The sequence below is a fragment of the Pseudomonas sp. BF-R-24 genome (genome assembly GCF_019947335.1).
GTDB lineage: Bacteria > Pseudomonadota > Gammaproteobacteria > Pseudomonadales > Pseudomonadaceae > Aquipseudomonas > Aquipseudomonas jessenii.
Window position 1 is genome coordinate 18,385 of sequence record NZ_JAGYGG010000007.1, and the last position, 20,320, is coordinate 38,704.

Genomic DNA, 20,320 nt, shown 5'->3' on the forward strand with positions numbered 1-20,320 from the left:
GGGAGCGGGCTTGCTCGCGAAGGCGGCAGGTCAGCCAACAAAGATGTCGACTGACACGCCCTCTTCGCGAGCAAGCCCGCTCCCACAGTAACCGCTCAAGCCTTCGAATCAACCTGCGCCTGTCACCTGTGCAAGAATAGACGCCAGCTATAGCGAATTGGTGCAGGACTCCTTGATGAACGCAATACCAACCGCCAGCGATGCCCAGGCCTTGATCGCCCGAATCGACTGGGCGAGCAGCCCGCTGGGCGCTGCCAGCACTTGGCCACAAAGCCTGCGAACCGCCGTGGACATCGTCATTCACTCACCGATGCCGATGCTGCTGTTATGGGGCCCGCAACTGACGCAAATCTACAACGATGGCTTCGCCCTGCTCGCCGGAAGCAAGCATCCGCACGCTTTCGGACAACCGACGCACCTGATCTGGCCAGAGTTGCAAGACTTCACCGACCCGATCTACAGCGCCGTCCTGCAAGGTCAGGTGCGCACCTACAGCGAGCAGCGCTTTACCCTGCAACGCGGGGGCCGGGAGTCTGACTTCTGGCTCGACCTGACCTACAGCCCGATCCGTGACGAAGGTGCCCAGGTGTCCGGGATCCTGGTCACCGCCATCGAAACCAACGAACGCCGGCGCATCGCCCTCGAACTCGAACAGCGCTCGGCGGCCAGCCTCAAGGCCCAGCGTGAAACCGAGGAACGCCTGCAACTGGCCCTCGCCGCCACCGATGCGGTCGGTACCTGGGACTGGGACATCAGCGAGGACCGTTTCATCGCCGATGCGCATTTTGCCCAACTGCATGGCATCGACCCGGCCATGGCCAGTCAATTGCCGATCAGTGAATACCTGCACGGCGTACACCCCGAAGACCGCGCCCTGATCGCCCGCAGCATCAAGCATTGCATCACCCATGGCACCGAATACGCCGAGGAGTATCGCCTGCTGCAAACCGACGGCCAGATGCGCTGGGTATTTGCCCGCGGTCGCTGCTACAAGGATCACCATGGCCGGCCGGTGCGCTTCCTCGGCGCCGCCCTGGACCTGACCGAGCGCAAACACACCGAACAGGCCCTGCGCCAGAGCCAGACCGAGCTGCAACTGATCATCAACGCCATGCCGGTCCTGATCAGCTACGTCGACCGCGAAGAACGCTTTCGCCTGAACAATGCGGCGTACCTCGACTGGTACGGGCTGACGCCGCAAGAGCTTTACGGGCGAACCATTCTTGAAGTGCTCGGCGAAGAAGCCTATGCGCTGCGCGCTCCGCACATCAAGGAAGCGCTGTCTGGCCGGCCCTGCTGTTTCAGCATCAGCACGCCACACCGCGACGGCAGCATCCGCCAGGCCTTGATGAATTACCTGCCACGCCACGGCGCGGATGGCGCCGTGAACGGTTTCTACATCTTCGTGATCGACGAAACCGAGCGCAAAAAGACCGAAGAAGCCCTGCGCAACCTCAACGAAACCCTTGAAGAACGGGTTGCCGCCCGCACCCGCCAACTGGCCGAAGCCAACGAGCGCCTGCAGAACGAGATGTTCGAGCGCGAACGTGCCGAAGACGCCTTGCGCCATGCGCAGAAAATGGAGGCGGTCGGCCAGCTTACCGGCGGCATCGCCCATGACTTCAACAACATGCTCACCGGTATCATCGGTAGCCTCGACCTGATGCAACGCTACATTGCCGACGGCCGTGCCAGCGAGATCGGTCGATTCACCGAAGCGGCCGTGTCCTCGGCCAACCGCGCCGCCGCCCTCACCCATCGCTTGCTGGCGTTCTCCCGGCGCCAATCACTCAATCGCAAGCCGCTCAACCCCAACGAGCTGATCCACTCTCTGGAAGACTTGTTCAGGCGTACCAAGGGCGACCATATCGAGCTCAACCTGCAACTGGCCGAGAACATCTGGCGGGTCAACACCGATGTCAGCCAGCTGGAAAACGCCCTGCTCAACCTGGTGATCAACGCCCGGGACGCCATGCCCGATGGCGGCGAATTGCAGATCGAAACGGCCAACGTGTACCTCGACGGCAGTGACATGACGACCCTGGAACCGGTCAAGGCCGGTGACTACGTGATGATTGCCGTCAGCGACAACGGCACCGGCATGACGCCCTCGGTGCTGGCCAAGGCATTCGACCCCTTCTTCACCACCAAGCCAATCGGCCAGGGCACCGGTTTGGGCTTGTCGATGATTTACGGTTTCGCCCAGCAATCGGGGGGCCACGTCACTCTGTTCAGCCTGCCGGGACGGGGCACCAGCGTGCGTTTGTACCTGCCGCGCCTGCATTCGACCGAGTCGGAAAAAGTTTTGTCGCCCGTCATCGGCGAGGCACCGGCGGCGATTGCCGGCGAAACCGTGATGCTGGTCGAGGACGATGCGGCGGTGCGCATGCTGGTATTGGACCTGCTCAATGAGCTTGGTTACCGAGCCCATGAAGCCGAAGATGCCAAGGGCGCCCTGCCGCTGCTGGAGTCGGACCTGCGGGTGGACCTGCTGGTGACCGACGTCGGGTTGCCGGGCATGAACGGCCGCCAACTGGCGGAAATCGCCCGCCAGCATCGTCCCGAACTGAAAGTGCTGTTCATGACCGGTTACGCCGAGATCGCCGCCGAGCGCCAGGGTTTTCTCGAAGAGGGCATGGACATGGTAGCCAAGCCGTTTTCCATCGATCTGCTGGCCAACAAGATTCGCACGATGATCAGTCAACCGGACTGAGTTGAGGCATAATCGCGCGCCCCCCCCGCTGCCACCCACATAGCCACCACCGTTGCAAGGTAACCGCCACATGAAAGCTCAAGCCCGCCATATTCTGGTGAAAACCTCGGAAGAAGCCGAGCAGCTCAAACAACGCATCGCCAAGGGCGAAGCGTTCGACGTGCTGGCCAAGAAGTATTCGACCTGCCCATCGGGCAAGCGCGGCGGCGATCTCGGTGAAGTGCGGCCGGGACAGATGGTCGGCGTGATTGATGCGGTGATCTTCAAGAAACCGCTGCGGGTGGTGCATGGGCCGATCAAGAGCAAGTTCGGGTATCACCTGGTGCAGGTGTTTTACCGGGATTGATGCTCTGTTGGCTTTCGGGCCCCATCGCGAGCAAGCTCGCTCCCACAGGGATTTGTGAGTTGCAATAGGTTGCAGCCACACCGACTACCACTGTGGGAGCGAGCTTGCTCGCGATCCGATGGCGCAGCCAGCGGCCATTCAACTTTTACTTGGGAATCAGCGCCCCCGGCACCTGAATCACCCGGCTCGCCAACCGATGCCCGGCCTCGGCGGCTTGCGAGGGGCTGCCGCCCTTGAGCCGCGAAGCCAGATACGCCGCGCTGAACGAATCCCCCGCCGCCGTGGTGTCCACCACCCGCTCGACCTTCTGCGCCGGCACTTCGAACGACTCTCCATCACAACGAATCAGGCACGCTTGTGCGCCGCGCTTGAGCACCACTTCCGGCGTACCGATCTGCTCATACGCGGCAAACACCGCGTCACCGTCGGCATAACCAAACAACGCCTGTTCGTCATCCACCGTCAGCAACGCCAGGTCGACATACGCCAGCACACTGCGATATGCCGCACGGGCGTCCTCGACCGATGCCCACAGCCGTGGCCGGTAGTTGTTGTCGAACACGATCCGCGCATCGCGCTGGCGGGCTTCGATCAGGGTTTCCAGCAGTTTTTCCCGACCTTGCGCACCGAGTACCGCCAGGGTGATGCCGCTGAAGTACAGCACATCAAAATCCGGCAGCGCGGCGAGAATCGGCGCGGCGGCCGGGGTGGTGAAGCAATCGCGGACGGCCGCTTCGTTGCGCCAGTACAGAAAGCGTCGCTCACCGGCGGTGTCAGTCTGGATGCAATACAAACCCGGCAGGCGTCCGGGCAGACGCTGGACCATGGCGAGCCCGATATTTTCCGCCGCCCAACTCTGGCACATCGCGTCGCTGAAACTGTCATCGCCCAGGGCGGTGACGTAGTCCACGGAGCCGTCCTCTCCCAGTTCCCGGGACAGGTACACGGCCGTGTTCAATGTATCGCCGCCGAAGCTCTGTTGCAGGCTGCCGTCGGCGCGATGCTGCAACTCGATCATGCACTCGCCGATCAGGGCGATGCGTGGAGTGTCGGGGCCGAAGGTGTTGATGGTGTTCATACGCGGGTTTCTCTTTTTGTCTGGTAGGGCCTCTTCGCGAGCAAGCCCGCTCCCACATTGGATCTTCGGTGTACACACAACCCTGTGGGAGCGGGCTTGCTCGCGAAAGCCGCGCCGCGATTTCAGTCTTAGAAACAGGTTTCCATGGTCTCGATGACGTTCAGTTGCTCATCCACCAGGCAACCGACACGCCACTTGTCGAACGTCAGGCACGGGTGCGAAGTGCCAAACGAAATGATGTCGCCCACACGCAGATCAACCCCCGGTGCCACGGTCATGAACGCATGCTGGTCCATCACCGCAGTCACCTTGCAGACGCTCACATCATCGCCTTCGGCCGGCACGACGCCCGCCTTGTAGCGCAGCAATGGCACCGGCAAACCGGCGTCGTAGGCCACGTCGCGCTTGCCCAGGGCAATCACCGCAAACCCCGGCTCCGGCAGCGACTGCACGTGCGCCCACACCTCCAGCGCCGGACGCAGGCCTTCGTGCAGGTCGCTGCGACGGTCGAGCACGCAGCACTGCGCCTCCTTGTAGATGCCATGGTCATGGGCCACGTAACTGCCGGGACGCAGCACACTGAGGAAACGCCCGGCGGCGTTCTGTGCTTCAAACGACTCGGCAATCAGGTCATACCAGGCCGAACCCGACGCGGTGATGATCGGCTTGGGAATGGCGAATGCACCGCTGTCCTGCAACTGCACCGCCAGACGCACCAGTGATGCGGCGAAATCGCGGATACCGGTCACTGCGTGATCGCCGTGGATCACCCCTTCGTAGCCTTCGATCCCGGTCAGGGCCAGCGCCGGTTGCGCGGCGATGGCCTTGGCCAGGTCGAGCACTTGCTGCTCGCTGCGGCAACCGCAGCGACCACCGACCACGCCGTATTCGATCATGACGTTCAAACGCATGCCACGGGAGGCGAAATAGGCACCGAGGTCGGCGACGTTGTCCGGGTGATCGACCATGCAATAGAAGTCGAACGTCGGGTCGGCCAGCAGGTCGGCAATCAGCGCCATGTTCGGCGTACCGACCAACTGGTTGGCCATCAGCACCCGGCGCACACCATGAGCGTAGGCCGCACGGGTTTGGGTGGCACTGGCCAGGGTGATGCCCCAGGCACCGGCGTCCAGTTGGCGCCGGAACAGCGCCGGGGTCATGCTGGTTTTGCCATGGGGCGCGAGTTCCGCTCCGCTGTCGCTGACGAACGCCTGCATCCAGCGAATGTTGTGTTCCAGCGCCTCGCGGTGCAGTACCAGCGCAGGCAGGCTGACGTCACGCACCAGGTTCGCGCCCTTGGGTGCGGTGCCTTTTTCCACGGCGGCAGTATTGGGGGCAGAAGACATGGTCGAACTCCTCGTTCACGCGGCCGCAGGCAGCCGCTGTTATTCGTTGATGCGACGGGCCAGGCTATTGGCGCTTTCGATCAGCACCCGGCGGTAGTCGTTGTAGTTGTTCTTGGCATCGGCCCGGGGGGCGACGATGCACAGGGTCGCGATGGCCACGCCGTTGGGGTCTTTGACCGGTGCGGCGAAGCAATGGGTAAAGGTGTCGGCGACGCTATCGAAGGAAAAGAAACCATCGATACCGGCCTGACGGATTTCCTTGAGAAATTGCTCCAGCGGCAAGTGTTCGCCATTGGGCAGGATGAAGTCGTCGTGGTCGATCAGGTCGACGATTGCCTGGTCGCTCAGGTGCGCCAGCAGCAAGCGCCCGGATGCGGTCCAGGGGATGGGCGCGTTTTCGCCGATGTCCGAGGATATGCGGAAATGCCGCTCCCCCTCCTTCATCAGCGCAACGGTGTACTTGCGCCCGTTGAGCAGGCACATCTGCGCCGTTTCACGGGTCTGACTGACGATTTCCTGCAAGGCGTGATCGGCCTCGCGAGTCAGGTCGAAATGTCGCAGGTGTGCCTGCCCGAGAAAGTACAACTGGCGACCGAGGTAGACATGACCATCCTTGCCCACCGGCTCCAGGATGCGTCGTTCCAGCAGCGAGGCCACCAGTTCGTAGACCGTGGATTTGGGGCTGCCGATGCCGTTGGCGATGTCGTTCGGGCGCAGGGGCTGGCCGATCTCCTTGAGGAAATCGAGGATATCGAACGCCCGGTCCAGCCCGCGTGCCCGGCGCTTGATGGTGTCTTCGGTCATTTCAGTGGTTCCCATTCATGGTCGCCTGGAGTTTACCCAGTGTGCCGCGCTGACCGTCAGGCCGCCTTCGCGGGCAAGCCCGCTCCCACAGGGAATGGTGGTGTGTCTGCAATCTGTGGCAGTACACAAACCTGTGGGAGCGTGGCTTGCCCGCGATGGGCGCGACTCGGTTCAAGCCTTTTTCTTGTACGCAATGCAGTCGATCTCGACCTTGCAGTCGACCATCATGTTCGCCTGCACGCAGGCCCGCGCCGGGGCATGTTCTGGCTTGAAGTACTCGGAGAACACCTTGTTGAAGCTCCAGAAATCCCGCGGGTCTTCCAGCCACACGCCGGTACGCACCACGTCTTCGAGGCCATAACCGGCCTCTTCAAGGATAGCGATCAGGTTCTTCATGGTCTGGTGAGTCTGCTCGACGATACCACCGACAATGATCTCGCCATCCAGCGCCGGCACTTGGCCGGACACGTGCAGCCAGCCATCGGCTTCGACAGCGCGGGCGAATGGACGAGGCTGACCGCCGCCGGCGGTGCTGCCGGTGCCGTAACGAGTAATGCTCATGGGTGTTTCTCCTGATTGAATGTGAAGGTTGAAAGCGCGTGCTTTTGAAAAGTCCTGGAGGTGCCAAGGCGCATTCGTTCTGCCGGCAACCACAATCAGTTTGTCGCGGACCATAGCGCTATCGAGCTTACTGTCCGCCGCCTCATTAATTCCGCTATAGCGGAACTTGGTATATAACAACGGAATAGACGGCAGAAAGTGTGCCACAGGATGCGGAGGGAATGTGAGGCAGATTGAAATTTGTTTTGAATCAAAGGATGCGTAAAACAGAAAAAAAACGTTACCAAACGCACGGCCTGGCCCGGGTGCTCGACGGTGACACACTGAACCAGACGCTGATCAAGGCCGATGCGGCCTTGTATGAGTCAAAACATACCGGGAAGGATCGCTACACATTTCATCAATAGAGCTATCTATCCCACCTACTGCACAGCGCGTCCTCATCGCTAACCGAGCGATGTGTGCCATCGAAAAAAGATCTGTTTAAACCCGACCAATCTGATAGCTACTGTCAACTATGACAGTAGACGCTTCTGAGCAGGCAAGGAAATACTGGCGCCGCATCGACTATCGACACCAAAGGGGATCGAACATGAATACGGCGACAACTTTATTTTTTTGCGCGACGCTGGGGATGGGTTTAACGGGTTGCAATATTGAGCCGGACGCGACTGTTTCCACGGTCAGCGAAGAGTGCAGCAGCTTGGTCAATGGAAAGTACATCGGCCAGAATGGCCCTGAAGTTTGCATCACGACACCGCTTTCAAAAAGTGCCACATCCATCTCGGGCACGATCGTTGGGACCACGGCTACAGGCCCGTTCATGGTAACGGCGAAAACCAGCGATGACGTCATTTTGAAGCAAGTATCCACGCTGCCTAACGGTAACTTCACGATGTCACAATTGAATCTGCAAAACCTGCCAGGCAAGGGCATTTCATTTTCGGTTGTGGTAACGGGTGTAAGTTCACCGCCCACCAAACTGGTAGTCGGCCAGGAGCCACCGTCAAAATGTTCACAAGGAGCTCCGAACTATCCGTTATGTGGCACTTACCCTGGCGCGATCTTTTTTCCAGTTAAAACCTCCATTACCACCATTTTCTCTGTTCCACCTGGCGAACTTTATACGGGGGCTACTTTAATCCCGTATCTCATAGGCTTGGATACAACCCGCTGGAAGCCAGACCGATACATCAGCTCTTCACGAAACGTTCCTGCTCCCATAAAGCCGGGAGAGGAGCAAACCGTTTTTGCGACTATCGATAACACTGAGTCTTTTGCCTACCCTGCCACTCAAACTGTTTTGCCCGCTCAATAGTAAAAATCCCCCTTCGGGCCGGGCCTGGAGGGTGTCGATCCAGCCCGGCAACTGCGCCTTGCCATGGGCCATCCGCGATGCGGTCAACCCGCTCAACTGCGCCAATTCACCGATCTTCATTGCGGCCCCATTTATCTGCTTGACATTAAAGTTAACTTTAAGGTTAGCCTCTGCTCATTACTACGAGGAGCCAAGCATGTCGCCCTTTCAAGCGTTGAATTTGCCCAACGGCCAGACCATCGGCAATCGCATTGCCAAAGCCGCGATGGAAGAGAACCTCGCCAATACCGATCAAGTACCCGACAAGGCACTGCTTCGCCTGTATCAGGCCTGGGCCGAGGGCGGGGCCGGCTTGTTGCTGACCGGCAATGTAATGATCGACCGTCGCGCCATGACCGGTCCCGGCGGTGTAGCGCTGGAAGACGAGCGTCATCTGGAGCGCTTCCGCCAGTGGGCCAGCGTCGGTCGGGCCGGCGGCGCGCATTTCTGGGTGCAGCTCAACCATCCTGGCCGCCAGACCATGGCCAACCTTGGCCAGCAAGCTCTGGCGCCATCGGCGGTTGCGCTGGATCTGGGCCCGTTCTCGAAGATGTTCGCCGAACCCAAACCCATGAGCGCGGACGACATCCAGGAGGTGATCCGACGTTTCGCCACCAGCGCCGCACTGGCCGAAAAAGCCGGTTTTACCGGCGTGCAGATCCACGCCGCCCACGGCTACCTGATCAGCCAGTTCCTTTCGCCGCTGACCAATCGGCGCACCGATCAATGGGGCGGATCCCTGGAAAATCGCGCGCGTCTGCTGTTGTCCGTCGTCGAGGCGGTTCGCCAAGCGGTGTCGCCGCAATTTTGTGTGTCGGTAAAACTCAACTCAGCAGATTTCCAGCGCGGTGGTTTCGATGCCGATGATGCTCGGCAAGTGATCCAGTGGCTCAACGAACAACCGATCGACCTGCTGGAACTCTCCGGTGGCAGTTACGAAGCGCCTGCCATGCAAGGCGAGGCACGCGACGGCCGAACCCTGGCGCGGGAGGCGTACTTTCTGGAAATGGCCCGCGAACTGGCCAGCGTGGCGCGGATGCCGGTGATGGTGACTGGCGGGATCCGGCGTCTGGCAATCGTCGAACAGGTCCTCGACAGCGGCCTTGCCATGGCCGGCATCGGCACCGCGCTCGCTGTGGAGCCACACCTGGTCAAGCACTGGCGCGAAGGCCAGGACAGCCATCCGCAACTGCCGCCGATCCGCTGGAAGCGCAAGCCCCTGGCGGCGCTGGCGAGCATGGCGGTGGTCAAGTTCCAGCTGCATCGCTTGAGCCGTGGACGCAAAACCCGACCTGAAGTCTCGGCGTTGTGGGCGTTGATTCTCGACCGGTTATACATTGGCAAGCGCACCCGGCAGTATCGGCAGGCGATGGGTAAGTAATCTGGAATTGATGTTGACTGACCCACCGCCTTCGCGAGCAAGCCCGCTCCCACAGGGATCATTCGGTGTTCACAGACTTTGTGTTCACCCGGACCAATGTGGGAGCGGGCTTGCTCGCGAAGAGGCCGGAACTGCCAAACAGATCTCAGCCAGGAAGCAGCTCGTCAATGTGCCGATACTCGGCCTGCAACTGCGCCGCCAACACCCTGCTGCGCCCGAGCCGGATCGGCCCGCGCTCGATGTCGATCAGCACCCCCGGGCACTCCAGCACGGGCAACAACGGCCAGTCCTTCAGCCGTCCATCGGTCACCAGCAACAACCGCTGCTGCTCTGCCGGAAAACGCTTTTGCCGTGCACCAAGCCATCGCCCCGCTTCGCCCAACGCGGCCAGCAACGGCGTACCGCCCCCGGCGCCAAGGCCATCGAGCCAATGGCGCAACCCGGTCGAGGCCTTCAATCCCTGCACCTGCCACTTCGGTGCAGCACCACTGGCTGTGAGCAGCGCCAGACGCGCACGCTGGCGATAGGCATCGTCGAACAACTGCGCCAGCAAGCCCTTGGCATCGCTCAATGCCTGATGACGGCGGGTCGATGCGGAGGCATCAACGATCACCAGCCACAGTTCGTGGGGCGAGCGAGTGCGCAGCTGAAACAACAGGTCGTCGCGCTGACGCGGTCGGCCATTGAGCAAGGTGCCAGGCCAGTTGACCGAACCGCTACGGGCCGTATGACGCTTACCCTGTTTGCCGTGGTCCAGCCGCCCGGCTCGGGGTCTGGCATTCGCCCCCGCATCGGAGCGTGGGCGAATGCCTAGGGCTTTTTTGGCCAGCTCGGCACTTCACGTCGTGCACCGACCGCCAGCGCCTGGGCAGGCAACTCGCCCCACTGGCCCTGCCCTTCGCTCGGGTTGGCGTGCTGAGGCGCCGATTGTTGCGTCGCCTGGGATGACTGAGGCGTCGGTGCGCAATGTTCGCGACGGCGATGGCGCAAGGCGAACTCGGCGACTGCGTCGATATCTTCCTCGGCGATGGCGTTCGCCCCGCGCCAGGCAGCGTGAGCCCGGGCAGCGCGCAGCCAGACCAGATCGGCGCGCAAACCATCGACGCCAGCGGCGAAGCAGCGTTCGGTGATGTGTGCCAGCGCCTGGTCGTCGAGGGGAATGCTTGCCAGTGCATTGCGTGCGTTCTGGCAACGGTCACGCAGAGTCGCCTGTGCGGATTCCCATTCGGCGCAGAAACCTTGCGGGTCGGCGTCGAAATCCAGGCGGCGACGGATGATCTGACCACGCTCGACCGGCGCGGTGTGACCACCGAGGGCGACGTTCAAACCGAAACGGTCAAGCAATTGCGGACGCAGTTCTCCCTCTTCCGGGTTCATGGTGCCAATCAGCACGAATTTTGCCGAATGCCTATGGGAAATGCCGTCACGCTCCACCAGATTGGTGCCGCTGGCGGCCACATCGAGCAGCAGGTCAACGAGATGATCGGACAACAGATTGACCTCGTCGACATAGAGCACGCCACCGTCAGCCTTGGCCAGTACGCCGGGGGAAAACTGTGCGCGACCTTCGCCCAGTGCCGCATCGAGATCGAGGGTGCCGACCAGCCGCTCCTCAGTGGCGCCCAGCGGCAAGGTGACGAACTGACCGCTCGCCAGCAGATCCGCCAGACCGCGGGCCAGCGTCGACTTGGCCATGCCCCGCGGGCCTTCGATCAGGACACCGCCGATTTTCGGGTCGATGGCGGTCAGGCACAGGGCCAGCTTCAAATCGTCGGCGCCGACCACGGCGCAGAGCGGGAAATGCGGGGTGTCGGTCATTGTTCTATCTCGGTCATGGTCGGTGATCTTCACAGGCACCTCAAACCCTGTAGGAGCGAGCCTGCTCGCGATGGTGGAATGTCAGGCAACATTTTTGTCGACTGAACGCATGTCATCGCGAGCAAGCTCGCTCCCACAGGTTTAAGTGCGTCAGCCATCTTCTTCTATATCCAGCAACAGATTCTCCAGCGCCTCGCGGTACTCGCCGGGCTCCTTCCACATTCCCCGTTGTTGCGCCTCGAGCATGCGCTCGGTCATGTCGCGCAAGGCATGAGGATTGTGTTCGCGGACAAAATCCCGGGTGCCCGGATCGAGCAAATAGGCATCGGCCAGCAACGCGTACTGGTGATCGTCGATCAATTGCGTGGTGGCGTCGAAGGCGAAAAGGTTGTCGACCGTCGCAGCCATTTCGAACGCCCCTTTGTAGCCGTGACGTTTAACACCTTCGAGCCACTTCGGGTTGGCCGCCCGGGAGCGGATCACCCGGTTCAGCTCTTCCTTCAAGGTGCGAATCTTCGGCAGGTCCGGTTGGCTGTGGTCGCCATGATAGCTGGCCGCCGCCTCGCCTTTCAGGCTCTCCACCGCCGCGAGCATACCGCCCTGGAACTGGTAGTAATCGTTGGAGTCGAGCAGATCGTGCTCGCGGTTATCCTGGTTTTGCAGCACCGCCTGTACCTGGCTCAGGCGCTGGCTGAACTGTTCGCGGGCGGCGGTGCCTTCGTCGGAACCGCCGTAAGCGTAGCCACCCCAGTTGAGGTAGACCTCGGCCAGGTCCTCGCGGCTCTGCCACAGGCGACCGTCGATGGCGCCCTGCACACCCGCGCCGTAGGCACCGGGTTTGGCCCCGAATATCCGCCAGCCGGCCTGACGTCGCGCTGCGTCTTCATCGAGCCCCGCCTGCAGCAAGGCTGCACGCTCGGCGCGTACCTTGGCCGCCAACGGGTTCAGGTCGTCCGGCTCATCGAGATCGGCCACCGCTTGCACCGCTGCGTCGAACAAACGAATCAGATTGGCAAAGGCATCACGGAAGAAACCGGACACACGCAAGGTCACGTCCACCCGCGGGCGGTCGAGCAAACTCAACGGCAGAATTTCGAAATCATCGACCCGCTGGCTGCCGGTGGCCCAGACCGGACGCACGCCCATCAGCGCCATCGCCTGGGCGATGTCATCGCCACCGGTGCGCATGGTTGCGGTACCCCACACCGACAGGCCGAGCTGGCGCAAATGATCGCCGTGGTCTTGCAGGTGCCGTTCGAGAATCAGGTTGGCCGACTGGAACCCGATGCGCCACGCCGTGGTGGTCGGCAGGTTGCGCACGTCCACCGAATAGAAGTTGCGCCCGGTGGGCAGCACGTCAAGACGACCACGACTGGGCGCGCCGCTGGGACCGGCCGGGACGAAGCGACCACCAAGCGCGTCGAGCAATCCGCGCATTTCCGCCGGACCGCAGGCGTCCAGACGCGGAGCAATGACGTCACGCAAACCATCGATAATGACTTGCACCTCAGTCCAGTCCGACTCCTGTAGGAGCGAGCTTGCTCGCGATGGTGTGTCAGCCACATGGGTGTCGACTGACACACCATCGCGAGCAGGCTCGCTCCTACAGTTCAATGTCTGTGAGATCAGTTGTGTAGCGAACAGCTCAAGACGTTCGCGGGTATCGCCTGTGGTACGCCAAAGTTCGTCGCCGAGTACTTGCAGTTGTTCAGGTCGTGGTCCAATCCACGGCTCGGCCAAGGCGCAATCAAGCGGATCGAATCCTAGTCCGAAGGCCTTGGCCAGCGCCCGCAGCAGACTCGACTGCGCACCCCGGCCATCGCCCCGTGGAATGCGCAACAGCGCCAGCAAGGTATCGATGCGCAATCGCCCGGTGGGCGATTCGCCGAACACATGCAGGCCATCGCGGATCTGCGACTCCTTCAAGTCGCACAGGTAAGTGTCGAGTCGCGGCAACCAGATCGCTGCGTCGGCATCACTGTCGAGCTGTTCGTCCAGTTGCAGTTCACGGTCGATGTGGGTGTCGCGCACCAATTGCAGGATGTCGCGCTGCAACTCTCGGGCGCGGCGCGGATCGAGCAGCTGCGCTTCGTAATATTCGTCGGCCAACAGCTCGAGGTTACGCAGCGGGCCGTAGGTTTCGGCGCGAGTCAGCGGTGGCATCAGGTGATCGATGATCACCGCCTGGGTACGCCGCTTGGCCTGGGCGCCCTCGCCCGGGTCGTTGACGATGAACGGATAGATGTTCGGCAGCGGCCCGAGCAAAGCATCTGGCCAGCAATGTTCCGACAGCCCCACGCCCTTGCCCGGCAGCCATTCGAGGTTGCCGTGTTTGCCGACGTGGATCACGCCGTGGGCGCCATAGGTGTTGCGCAGCCAGAAGTAGAAAGCCAGGTAGCCGTGGGGCGGCACCAGGTCCGGGTCGTGATACACCGCGCTCGGGTCGACCTGATAACCCCGGGCCGGCTGAATGCCGACGAAGGTCAGGCCAAAACGCAGGCCGGCGATCATCATCCGCCCGCTGCGACACATCGGGTCGTTTTCCGGCGCACCCCAACGTTCGAGCACCGCCGCGCGATTGGCTTCAGGCAGGGCGTTGAACATCACTAGATAATCATCCATGCCCAGGCTTTGCTGGCACGGACGCAGGTCAAGGGTATCGAGGTCGTTGCTGACGCCGCCCAGTAACTGCTGGATCAGCGCGGTGCCGCTGTCTGGTAACTCAGCCGGTAATGGATAACCTTCGGCATGCAACGCCTGCAGGATATTCAGCGCAGCTGCCGGGGTATCGAGGCCGACGCCATTGCCGATGCGACCGTCGCGGGTCGGGTAGTTGGCGAGAATCAAGGCAATGCGTTTTTCAGCATTGGGCACCCGCGCCAGATCGATCCAGCGCCGCGCCAGTTCGGCAACGAAGTCCATGCGCTCCGGTTGTGGCCGGTAGCAGACTACATCCGACTGACTACGCTCACTGCGCCACGCCAGGTCCTTGAAGCTGATCGGGCGGCTGATGATGCGCCCGTCCAGCTCAGGCAACGCGATATGCATCGCCAGGTCACGGGGGCCAAGCCCCTGTTCGCTGGCGCGCCAGCCGGGTTCGTTGTCCTGGGCGCAAATCGCCTGGATCACCGGGATATTGCGGCGAAACGGGCGCAGATGAGGTGCTTCCGGACTGGATTGAGCGAAGCCAGTGGTGTTCAGAATCACTGAAGCTTCGACTTCATCCAGCCAGTCCTCGACCACCGAGAGGCAGCCGGGCTCTTTCAAGCTGGCCAGCGCAATCGGCAATGGATTCAACCCCGCCGCCTGCAAACGCTGGCAAAAAACATCAATGAACGCGGTGTTCGCCGCCTGCAAATGCGAGCGGTAAAACAGCACCGCCGCCACAGGTTGATCGGCATGCCAATCGGCCTGCCAGTCGCTCAGCGCGGCAGAGTGTTTGTGCGGATGGTAAATCGCCGTACGCGGCAGGATTTGCGGCTCATCCCAGGTGTAATCACGGGCCAGCCAGCGGTTGGCCAGGCAGCGGAAGAAGTCGAGGGCGTTGCCCATGCCGCCCTGGCGCAGAAACTGCCAGAGGCGATCGCGATCCTCGGCACCGACGGTGCTCAAGTCGCTGAGCTCCGGGTCCGGGCGATCATCACCTGGCACCAGAATCAGCTGCACGCCGCGCTGCGACAGCTCGACCAGACGCTCGATGCCGTAACGCCAATAGGCGATGCCGCCGTGCAGCGAGATCAGAATGACCTTGGCGTGGCGCAAGACTTCATCGACGTACAGGTCAACCGAGGCATGGTTCTGCACCTGCATCGGGTTGGCCAGGCGCACGCTCGGGTAATCGTCGGGCAACTGCTGCGCCGCTTCGGCGAGCAGCGCCAGGCTGGAATCGCCGCTGCACAGGACCACCAGCTCGGCGGGGGTTTGTCCAAGGTCGGCAATGTTGTCATCCGACACGAAACCGCCGGGCTGGGTCCTGAGCAGGTGCATGGCTTACACGCTGAGCGCGGCGCGCAATTGCGCTTCGAGAACAGTGGCGTCCAGTTCCTGGCCGATCAGCACCAAGCGGGTGACTCGCGTTTCTTCGGCGCCCCACTGGCGGTCGAAATGCTTGTCAAAACGCGTACCCACGCCCTGGATCAGCAGGCGCATCGGTTTGTTCGGAATCGCCGCAAACCCCTTGACGCGCAGGATGCCGTGCTGGACCACCAACTGGGTCAGCGCGTCCAGCAGCAGGCTTTCGTCGGCTTGCGGCAGTTCGATGGAGATCGAATCGAAGGCGTCGTGATCGTGGTCATCATGATCGTCGTCGCCATCGTGATGATGGTCGTGGTGGCTGTGGCGGCTGTCGATGTGTTCTTCGGAGCCGACACCGAGGCCGATCAGCACGTCCAGCGGCAGGCGACCACTGCTGGCTTCGATGATTTTCACCGCTGGCGGCAATTCCTCGGCGACTTCCAGGCGCACACGGGCCAGGTCCGTCGGGTTGATCAGGTCGGTTTTGTTGAGGATCACCAGGTCAGCGCTGGCCAATTGGTCGGCGAACAGTTCGTGCAGCGGCGATTCGTGGTCCAGGTTCGGGTCGAGTTTGCGCTGGGCGTCGACCTGATCCGGGAACGCGGCGAAGGTGCCGGCGGCCACGGCCGGGCTGTCGACCACGGTGATTACCGCATCCACCGTGCAGGCACTGCGGATTTCCGGCCACTGGAAGGCCTGCACCAGCGGCTTGGGCAACGCCAGACCGGACGTTTCGATGAGAATGTGGTCCAGATCGCCGCGACGCGCCACCAGTTCGCGCATCACCGGGAAGAACTCTTCCTGGACGGTGCAGCACAGGCAGCCGTTGGCCAGTTCATAGACACGGCCGTTGGCTTCTTCTTCGGTGCAACCGATGGAGCATTGCTTGAGGATTTCGCCGTCGATGCCCAATTCGCCAAATTCGTTGACGATCACCGCGATGCGGCGACCCTGGGCGTTGTCGAGCATGTGGCGCAGCAGCGTGGTTTTACCCGAGCCGAGAAAGCCTGTAACGATGGTGACGGGGAGTTTGGCCAGTGTTTTCATCGGATGCCCTATGGCTAAGCTGGCGGGCATACGGGACGACGACCGGCAACGCGCACGCGCGTGCCTGAAGAGTTCGCCACCGGATCACCCCGCCCGGTTGAAAGTGAGAATCTGTGACGAGGCAGGTCTCCTGGCTGACAGTGTGCCGGGCTTGAGCCAGGCATTCGCTGCGCCTTCCCGCCGGCCTCATGGATTGAGTCAGCAGTGGCGTGGCAACGAACATCACCGTTCACAGTTGCGGGGGCAGCCGCGGCATTGACCGCGTTCCCTTCTTAGCTTCGACAAACGCCGAAGAACCTCGAAAGCGCAAGGCTACGCATGGTATTGGGGCGGGTCAATGTTCACTTGAAATCGGCGGTGCCCCCTTCGCGAGCAGGCTCGCTCCCACATTGAAGTGCGTTCCCCTGTGGGAGCGAGCCTGCTCGCGAAGAAGTCACCACGATTCCGAGTTGAGAACCCCTGCCAATTGACGCCCAACCCCCGCCCATGCTCTCCTACACACCTTGTTACGGGTGCCCTTCACAGGGTGAAACGGGAAACCGGTGAATCATGTGCTTTACTCTTAAGCCATGTCAGTCCGGTGCTGCCCCCGCAACGGTAAGCGAGCGAAGCGTCAGATCCACTGTGCCACTGCGGCATGGGAAGGTGATGCTTTCAGGTCCAGGCGCAAGCCTTTGCCCCTCGTGAGCCCGGAGACCGGCCCGCAACACAAAGTGACCAGTACGATCACTGAACCAACAAACCCGCGGTGGGCGGGCGCTGTTTGAAACCTTGCGCGCCTGGTCGTGCGGGGTTTTGCATGCGCTCTTATTCCCCGCTGACAGACCAGAGGGAAACGCCATGTCGATCATCAGCAGCGCCGAACACACAGCCGCAAGCACCACCTCAACCCTGACCCAACGTCTGGCCGCCGCCGTCTGCGCGTCGATCCTGGGCGCGTGCCTTGTGTATTTCGCCGGTTTCTCGCACATCGAAGCGGTGCACAACGCCGCCCACGATACCCGCCACAGCTCCGCGTTCCCGTGCCATTGAGAGCTGTCGACATGATCAAGCGTATTGCGCAAACCGCAGGTTTCACCGGGCTGCTGGCCGCCCTGTTGCTGACCCTGCTGCAAAGTTTCTGGGTCGCCCCGCTGATTTTACAGGCCGAGACCTACGAAAAAGCCGAACCGGCCGCTGTTGAAATGCATGAACACGCCGACGGTGCTGTGGCTGCCCACACTCATGATGCACAAGCCTGGGAGCCGCAAGACGGCTGGCAGCGCGTGCTGTCGACCACCGGCGGCAACCTGGTGGTGGCGGTCGGTTTCGCCCTGATGCTGGCCGGCCTGTACACCTTGCGTGCGCCGACCAAAACCTCTCAAGGCCTGCTCTGGGGCCTGGCCGGTTACGCGACCTTCGTGCTCGCCCCGACCCTTGGCCTGCCACCTGAATTGCCAGGCACTGCCGCCGCCGACCTGGCACAACGGCAACTGTGGTGGGTCGGTACCGCCGCCTCCACCGCCGTCGGTATTGCGCTGATCGTGTTCAGCCGTCACTGGCTGATGAAAGTCCTCGGCGCGGCGATCCTCGCCGTTCCCCATGTGATTGGCGCGCCGCAACCGGAGGTGCATTCGATGCTTGCTCCAGAGGCGCTGGAAACCCGGTTCAAAATCGCTTCGCAACTGACCAACGTGGCATTCTGGCTGGCCCTGGGCCTGATCAGCGCCTGGTTGTTCCGTCGCAAAAGCGATGGTCAATACAACGCATGACTGACGTCAGCACAGCGCCGACCCTGGTAGTCGGCCTGGGCTGCCAACGGGGCTGCCCCGTCAGCACGTTGCTGGCGCTGCTCGATCAGGCGCTGGAGGCGCACCAGATAGCTCGTCATGAGATCAAGGCGCTGGCCAGCATCGATTCGAAGCGCGACGAACCTGCACTGATCGAACTGGCTCAGCAACTCGGCCTGGAACTGATGTATTTCAGCAGTGAGCAACTGGCCGCTTATGAACCGCAACTCAGCCATCAATCGCAAATAGCGTTTGAACGCACCGGTTGCTACGGCGTTGCGGAAAGCGCCGCACTGGCCCTGGCCGAACAACTGGCCCAGGCCCCGGCAAAACTGCTGATTCCACGACAAAAATATGCCCAGGCAACCCTGGCATTGGCTGGCGCTGCGTAAAAACCGATAATCCCCGCCTTCGATCATGAACATTCTTCATCTGAAGACCTGTTCAGCCCCTTTTTCCCACAGGAACCGACGATGACCGTCTACTTCATTGGCGCAGGTCCCGGCGACCCCGAACTGATCACCGTCAAGGGCCAGCGGCTGATTCGCAGTTGCCCGGTGATCATTTATGCCGGCTCACTGGTGCCGGCCGCCGTACTGGAAGGTCACTGTGCCGAACAGGTGGTCAACAGCGCCGAACTGCACCTGGAACAGATCATCGACCTGATCAAGACCGCCCACGCCAAAGGCCAGGATGTGGCCCGGGTGCACTCTGGCGATCCGAGCCTGTATGGCGCCATTGGCGAGCAGATTCGCTATCTGCGTGAACTGGGCATTGCGTTCGAAATCGTACCCGGCGTGACTGCCACAGCCGCTTGCGCAGCGCTCTTGGGCGCGGAACTGACCCTGCCGGACATTTCGCAGAGCGTGATCCTGACTCGCTACGCCGACAAAACCGCCATGCCACCCGGAGAGGAATTCTCCAGCCTGGCGCAGCACGGCGCGACCATGGCGATTCATTTGGGGGTCAGTCACCTGGCGAAGATCGTCGAGGAACTGCTGCCGCATTACGGCGCTGATTGCCCGATTGCGGTGGTGCACCGCGCGAGCTGGCCGGATCAGGATTGGGTGGTGGGCACGCTGGCAGATATTGCCGGGAAGGTTGAATCGAAGGGATTTCGTCGTACGGCGTTGATTCTGGTGGGTCGGGTGCTGGGCAGTGACCACTTCAGCGAGTCATCGCTGTATCGTGCGGGGCATGCGCATTTGTATCGCCCGTAGGGCCCCATCGCGAGCAAGCTCGCTCCCACATTGAAATGCGGCCACCTGTGGGAGCGAGCCTGCTCGCGATGGCGTCGGCAAATTTCACCCATAAAAAAACGGCGCTCACGGGGCGCCGTTTTTTCAATTCGCAGCGAACACCTTAGTAGTAGGCGTTTTCTTTCTGCGTGTGGTCGGTCACGTCGCGAACACCTTTGAGCTCCGGGATGCGCTCGAGCAAGGTGCGCTCGATGCCTTCCTTCAGCGTCACGTCGGCCTGGCCGCAGCCCTGGCAACCACCACCGAACTGCAGGACGGCGATGCCGTCTTCGACCACGTCGATCAGGCTGACCTGACCGCCGTGGCTGGCCAGCCCCGGGTTGATCTCGGTTTGCAGGTAGTAGTTGATGCGCTCGTTGACCGGGCTGTCGGCGTTGACCATCGGTACCTTGGCGTTTGGCGCCTTGATGGTCAGCTGGCCGCCCATGCGGTCGGTGGCGTAGTCGACAACGGCATCGTCCAGGAAGGCTTCGCTGAAGTGGTCGATGTACGCGGTGAAGCTTTTGAGCCCCAGCGCGGTGTCTTCGGGTTTTTCTTCGCCCGGCTTGCAGTAGGCAATGCAGGTTTCGGCGTACTGGGTGCCAGGCTGGGTGATGAAGACGCGGATGCCGATGCCAGGGGTGTTCTGCTTGGAGAGCAGATCAGCCAGGTAATCGTGGGCGGCGTCAGTGATGGTAATAGCGGTCATGGAAACTCCTCGCAGGCTTGGGCGCAGTTTACGCCAATCAACGCGCCGGACAAAGTCCTAGTATTTTTGTCGGGAAAGAATTGTGGGAGCGGGCTTGCTCGCGAAGGCGTCGTGTCAGGCAAATCAATTGCGACTGACA

General features: G+C 61.7%; 17 protein-coding genes, 1 pseudogene and 2 riboswitches. Of the genes and pseudogenes, 9 read left to right on the top strand and 9 right to left on the bottom strand.

Annotation, left to right across the window (positions count from 1 at the left end):
• Positions 1 to 175: 175 nt before the first annotated feature.
• Both KGA98_RS07760 and KGA98_RS07765 read left to right on the top strand, forming a co-directional pair.
• Complete coding sequence (locus KGA98_RS07760) at positions 176 to 2,713, top strand: PAS domain-containing sensor histidine kinase (protein ID WP_223501975.1); 2,538 nt, start codon at positions 176 to 178, stop codon at positions 2,711 to 2,713.
• A gap of 70 nt (positions 2,714 to 2,783) precedes the next feature.
• Positions 2,784 to 3,059: a peptidylprolyl isomerase gene (locus KGA98_RS07765; protein WP_007898282.1), complete on the top strand. Its 276-nt coding sequence runs from the start codon at positions 2,784 to 2,786 to the stop codon at positions 3,057 to 3,059.
• A gap of 145 nt (positions 3,060 to 3,204) precedes the next feature.
• Here KGA98_RS07765 and KGA98_RS07770 read toward each other — a convergent pair whose 3' ends face one another.
• The 4 genes from KGA98_RS07770 to KGA98_RS07785 form a co-directional block, all read right to left on the bottom strand.
• On the bottom strand, positions 3,205 to 4,137 hold the full coding sequence (locus tag KGA98_RS07770) for a sugar kinase (protein WP_223501976.1): 933 nt from the start codon (positions 4,135 to 4,137) through the stop codon (positions 3,205 to 3,207).
• Positions 4,138 to 4,265: 128 nt separating this feature from the next.
• Positions 4,266 to 5,483, bottom strand: coding sequence for an amino acid deaminase (locus KGA98_RS07775; RefSeq protein WP_223501977.1), 1,218 nt, complete (start codon positions 5,481 to 5,483; stop codon positions 4,266 to 4,268).
• A gap of 39 nt (positions 5,484 to 5,522) precedes the next feature.
• Entirely contained in the window at positions 5,523 to 6,287 is a 765-nt protein-coding gene (locus KGA98_RS07780; protein WP_223502071.1) for an IclR family transcriptional regulator, read from the bottom strand.
• 171 nt (positions 6,288 to 6,458) lie between these two features.
• Positions 6,459 to 6,848, bottom strand: a complete 390-nt coding sequence (locus tag KGA98_RS07785; RefSeq protein WP_057714589.1) for a RidA family protein — start codon at positions 6,846 to 6,848, stop codon at positions 6,459 to 6,461.
• 293 nt (positions 6,849 to 7,141) lie between these two features.
• Between KGA98_RS07785 and KGA98_RS07790 the strand changes: the two are divergent.
• The 3 genes and pseudogenes from KGA98_RS07790 to KGA98_RS07800 form a co-directional block, all read left to right on the top strand.
• Positions 7,142 to 7,255 (top strand): annotated as a pseudogene (locus KGA98_RS07790) (GGDEF domain-containing protein); the annotation flags it as partial.
• Positions 7,256 to 7,440: 185 nt separating this feature from the next.
• Entirely contained in the window at positions 7,441 to 8,166 is a 726-nt protein-coding gene (locus KGA98_RS07795) for a hypothetical protein (protein WP_223501979.1), read from the top strand.
• Positions 8,167 to 8,362: 196 nt separating this feature from the next.
• Complete coding sequence (locus KGA98_RS07800; RefSeq protein ID WP_223501980.1) at positions 8,363 to 9,586, top strand: NADH:flavin oxidoreductase/NADH oxidase family protein; 1,224 nt, start codon at positions 8,363 to 8,365, stop codon at positions 9,584 to 9,586.
• A gap of 145 nt (positions 9,587 to 9,731) precedes the next feature.
• Here the strand turns inward: KGA98_RS07800 and KGA98_RS07805 are convergent, their stop codons facing one another.
• From KGA98_RS07805 to cobW, 4 genes are all read right to left on the bottom strand, one after another.
• Complete coding sequence (locus KGA98_RS07805) at positions 9,732 to 10,277, bottom strand: vWA domain-containing protein (RefSeq protein ID WP_317848785.1); 546 nt, start codon at positions 10,275 to 10,277, stop codon at positions 9,732 to 9,734.
• Positions 10,278 to 10,396: 119 nt separating this feature from the next.
• Positions 10,397 to 11,404 (bottom strand): ATP-binding protein, encoded by a 1,008-nt coding sequence (locus KGA98_RS07810; RefSeq protein ID WP_102671353.1) that lies wholly within the window; start codon positions 11,402 to 11,404, stop codon positions 10,397 to 10,399.
• 150 nt (positions 11,405 to 11,554) lie between these two features.
• Positions 11,555 to 15,391 (bottom strand): cobaltochelatase subunit CobN, encoded by a 3,837-nt coding sequence (cobN, locus tag KGA98_RS07815; protein ID WP_223501981.1) that lies wholly within the window; start codon positions 15,389 to 15,391, stop codon positions 11,555 to 11,557.
• A 3-nt stretch (positions 15,392 to 15,394) separates the two neighbouring features.
• The gene (gene cobW, locus KGA98_RS07820) at positions 15,395 to 16,465 is read right to left on the bottom strand and encodes a cobalamin biosynthesis protein CobW (protein ID WP_317848786.1); all 1,071 of its coding nucleotides are present in this window, start codon (positions 16,463 to 16,465) and stop codon (positions 15,395 to 15,397) included.
• A gap of 102 nt (positions 16,466 to 16,567) precedes the next feature.
• Positions 16,568 to 16,781: riboswitch (cobalamin riboswitch) on the bottom strand.
• A 177-nt stretch (positions 16,782 to 16,958) separates the two neighbouring features.
• A riboswitch (cobalamin riboswitch) is annotated at positions 16,959 to 17,185 on the top strand.
• A 120-nt stretch (positions 17,186 to 17,305) separates the two neighbouring features.
• Between cobW and KGA98_RS07825 the strand changes: the two genes are divergently transcribed.
• The 4 genes from KGA98_RS07825 (at position 17,306) to cobM (ending at position 19,454) form a co-directional block, all read left to right on the top strand.
• Positions 17,306 to 17,497: a CbtB domain-containing protein gene (locus KGA98_RS07825; RefSeq protein ID WP_057714565.1), complete on the top strand. Its 192-nt coding sequence runs from the start codon at positions 17,306 to 17,308 to the stop codon at positions 17,495 to 17,497.
• Between the two features lie 11 nt (positions 17,498 to 17,508).
• Positions 17,509 to 18,216 carry a CbtA family protein gene (locus KGA98_RS07830; protein WP_150814461.1) on the top strand — a complete coding sequence of 236 codons (708 nt, stop codon included), beginning with the start codon at positions 17,509 to 17,511 and terminating at the stop codon, positions 18,214 to 18,216.
• Positions 18,213 to 18,626 (top strand): cobalamin biosynthesis protein, encoded by a 414-nt coding sequence (locus KGA98_RS07835; RefSeq protein WP_102671349.1) that lies wholly within the window; start codon positions 18,213 to 18,215, stop codon positions 18,624 to 18,626. Before KGA98_RS07830 ends, KGA98_RS07835 begins: the two co-directional genes overlap by 4 nt.
• 81 nt (positions 18,627 to 18,707) lie before the next feature.
• Positions 18,708 to 19,454, top strand: coding sequence for a precorrin-4 C(11)-methyltransferase (cobM, locus tag KGA98_RS07840; protein ID WP_223501982.1), 747 nt, complete (start codon positions 18,708 to 18,710; stop codon positions 19,452 to 19,454).
• Between the two features lie 142 nt (positions 19,455 to 19,596).
• Here the strand turns inward: cobM and nfuA are convergent, their stop codons facing one another.
• Positions 19,597 to 20,181 carry a Fe-S biogenesis protein NfuA gene (gene nfuA / locus KGA98_RS07845; protein ID WP_007912592.1) on the bottom strand — a complete coding sequence of 195 codons (585 nt, stop codon included), beginning with the start codon at positions 20,179 to 20,181 and terminating at the stop codon, positions 19,597 to 19,599.
• Between the last annotated feature and the right edge of the window lie 139 nt (positions 20,182 to 20,320).

Coding starts and splice junctions, on each gene's coding strand:
- KGA98_RS07760 (WP_223501975.1), top strand. CDS start 176: ATGAACGCAATACCAACCGCCAGCGATGCCCAGGCCTTGATCGCCCGA.
- KGA98_RS07765 (WP_007898282.1), top strand. CDS start 2,784: ATGAAAGCTCAAGCCCGCCATATTCTGGTGAAAACCTCGGAAGAAGCC.
- KGA98_RS07770 (WP_223501976.1), bottom strand. CDS start 4,137: ATGAACACCATCAACACCTTCGGCCCCGACACTCCACGCATCGCCCTG.
- KGA98_RS07775 (WP_223501977.1), bottom strand. CDS start 5,483: ATGTCTTCTGCCCCCAATACTGCCGCCGTGGAAAAAGGCACCGCACCC.
- KGA98_RS07780 (WP_223502071.1), bottom strand. CDS start 6,287: ATGACCGAAGACACCATCAAGCGCCGGGCACGCGGGCTGGACCGGGCG.
- KGA98_RS07785 (WP_057714589.1), bottom strand. CDS start 6,848: ATGAGCATTACTCGTTACGGCACCGGCAGCACCGCCGGCGGCGGTCAG.
- KGA98_RS07795 (WP_223501979.1), top strand. CDS start 7,441: ATGAATACGGCGACAACTTTATTTTTTTGCGCGACGCTGGGGATGGGT.
- KGA98_RS07800 (WP_223501980.1), top strand. CDS start 8,363: ATGTCGCCCTTTCAAGCGTTGAATTTGCCCAACGGCCAGACCATCGGC.
- KGA98_RS07810 (WP_102671353.1), bottom strand. CDS start 11,404: ATGACCGACACCCCGCATTTCCCGCTCTGCGCCGTGGTCGGCGCCGAC.
- cobN (WP_223501981.1), bottom strand. CDS start 15,391: ATGCACCTGCTCAGGACCCAGCCCGGCGGTTTCGTGTCGGATGACAAC.
- cobW (WP_317848786.1), bottom strand. CDS start 16,465: ATGAAAACACTGGCCAAACTCCCCGTCACCATCGTTACAGGCTTTCTC.
- KGA98_RS07825 (WP_057714565.1), top strand. CDS start 17,306: ATGTCGATCATCAGCAGCGCCGAACACACAGCCGCAAGCACCACCTCA.
- KGA98_RS07830 (WP_150814461.1), top strand. CDS start 17,509: ATGATCAAGCGTATTGCGCAAACCGCAGGTTTCACCGGGCTGCTGGCC.
- KGA98_RS07835 (WP_102671349.1), top strand. CDS start 18,213: ATGACTGACGTCAGCACAGCGCCGACCCTGGTAGTCGGCCTGGGCTGC.
- cobM (WP_223501982.1), top strand. CDS start 18,708: ATGACCGTCTACTTCATTGGCGCAGGTCCCGGCGACCCCGAACTGATC.
- nfuA (WP_007912592.1), bottom strand. CDS start 20,181: ATGACCGCTATTACCATCACTGACGCCGCCCACGATTACCTGGCTGAT.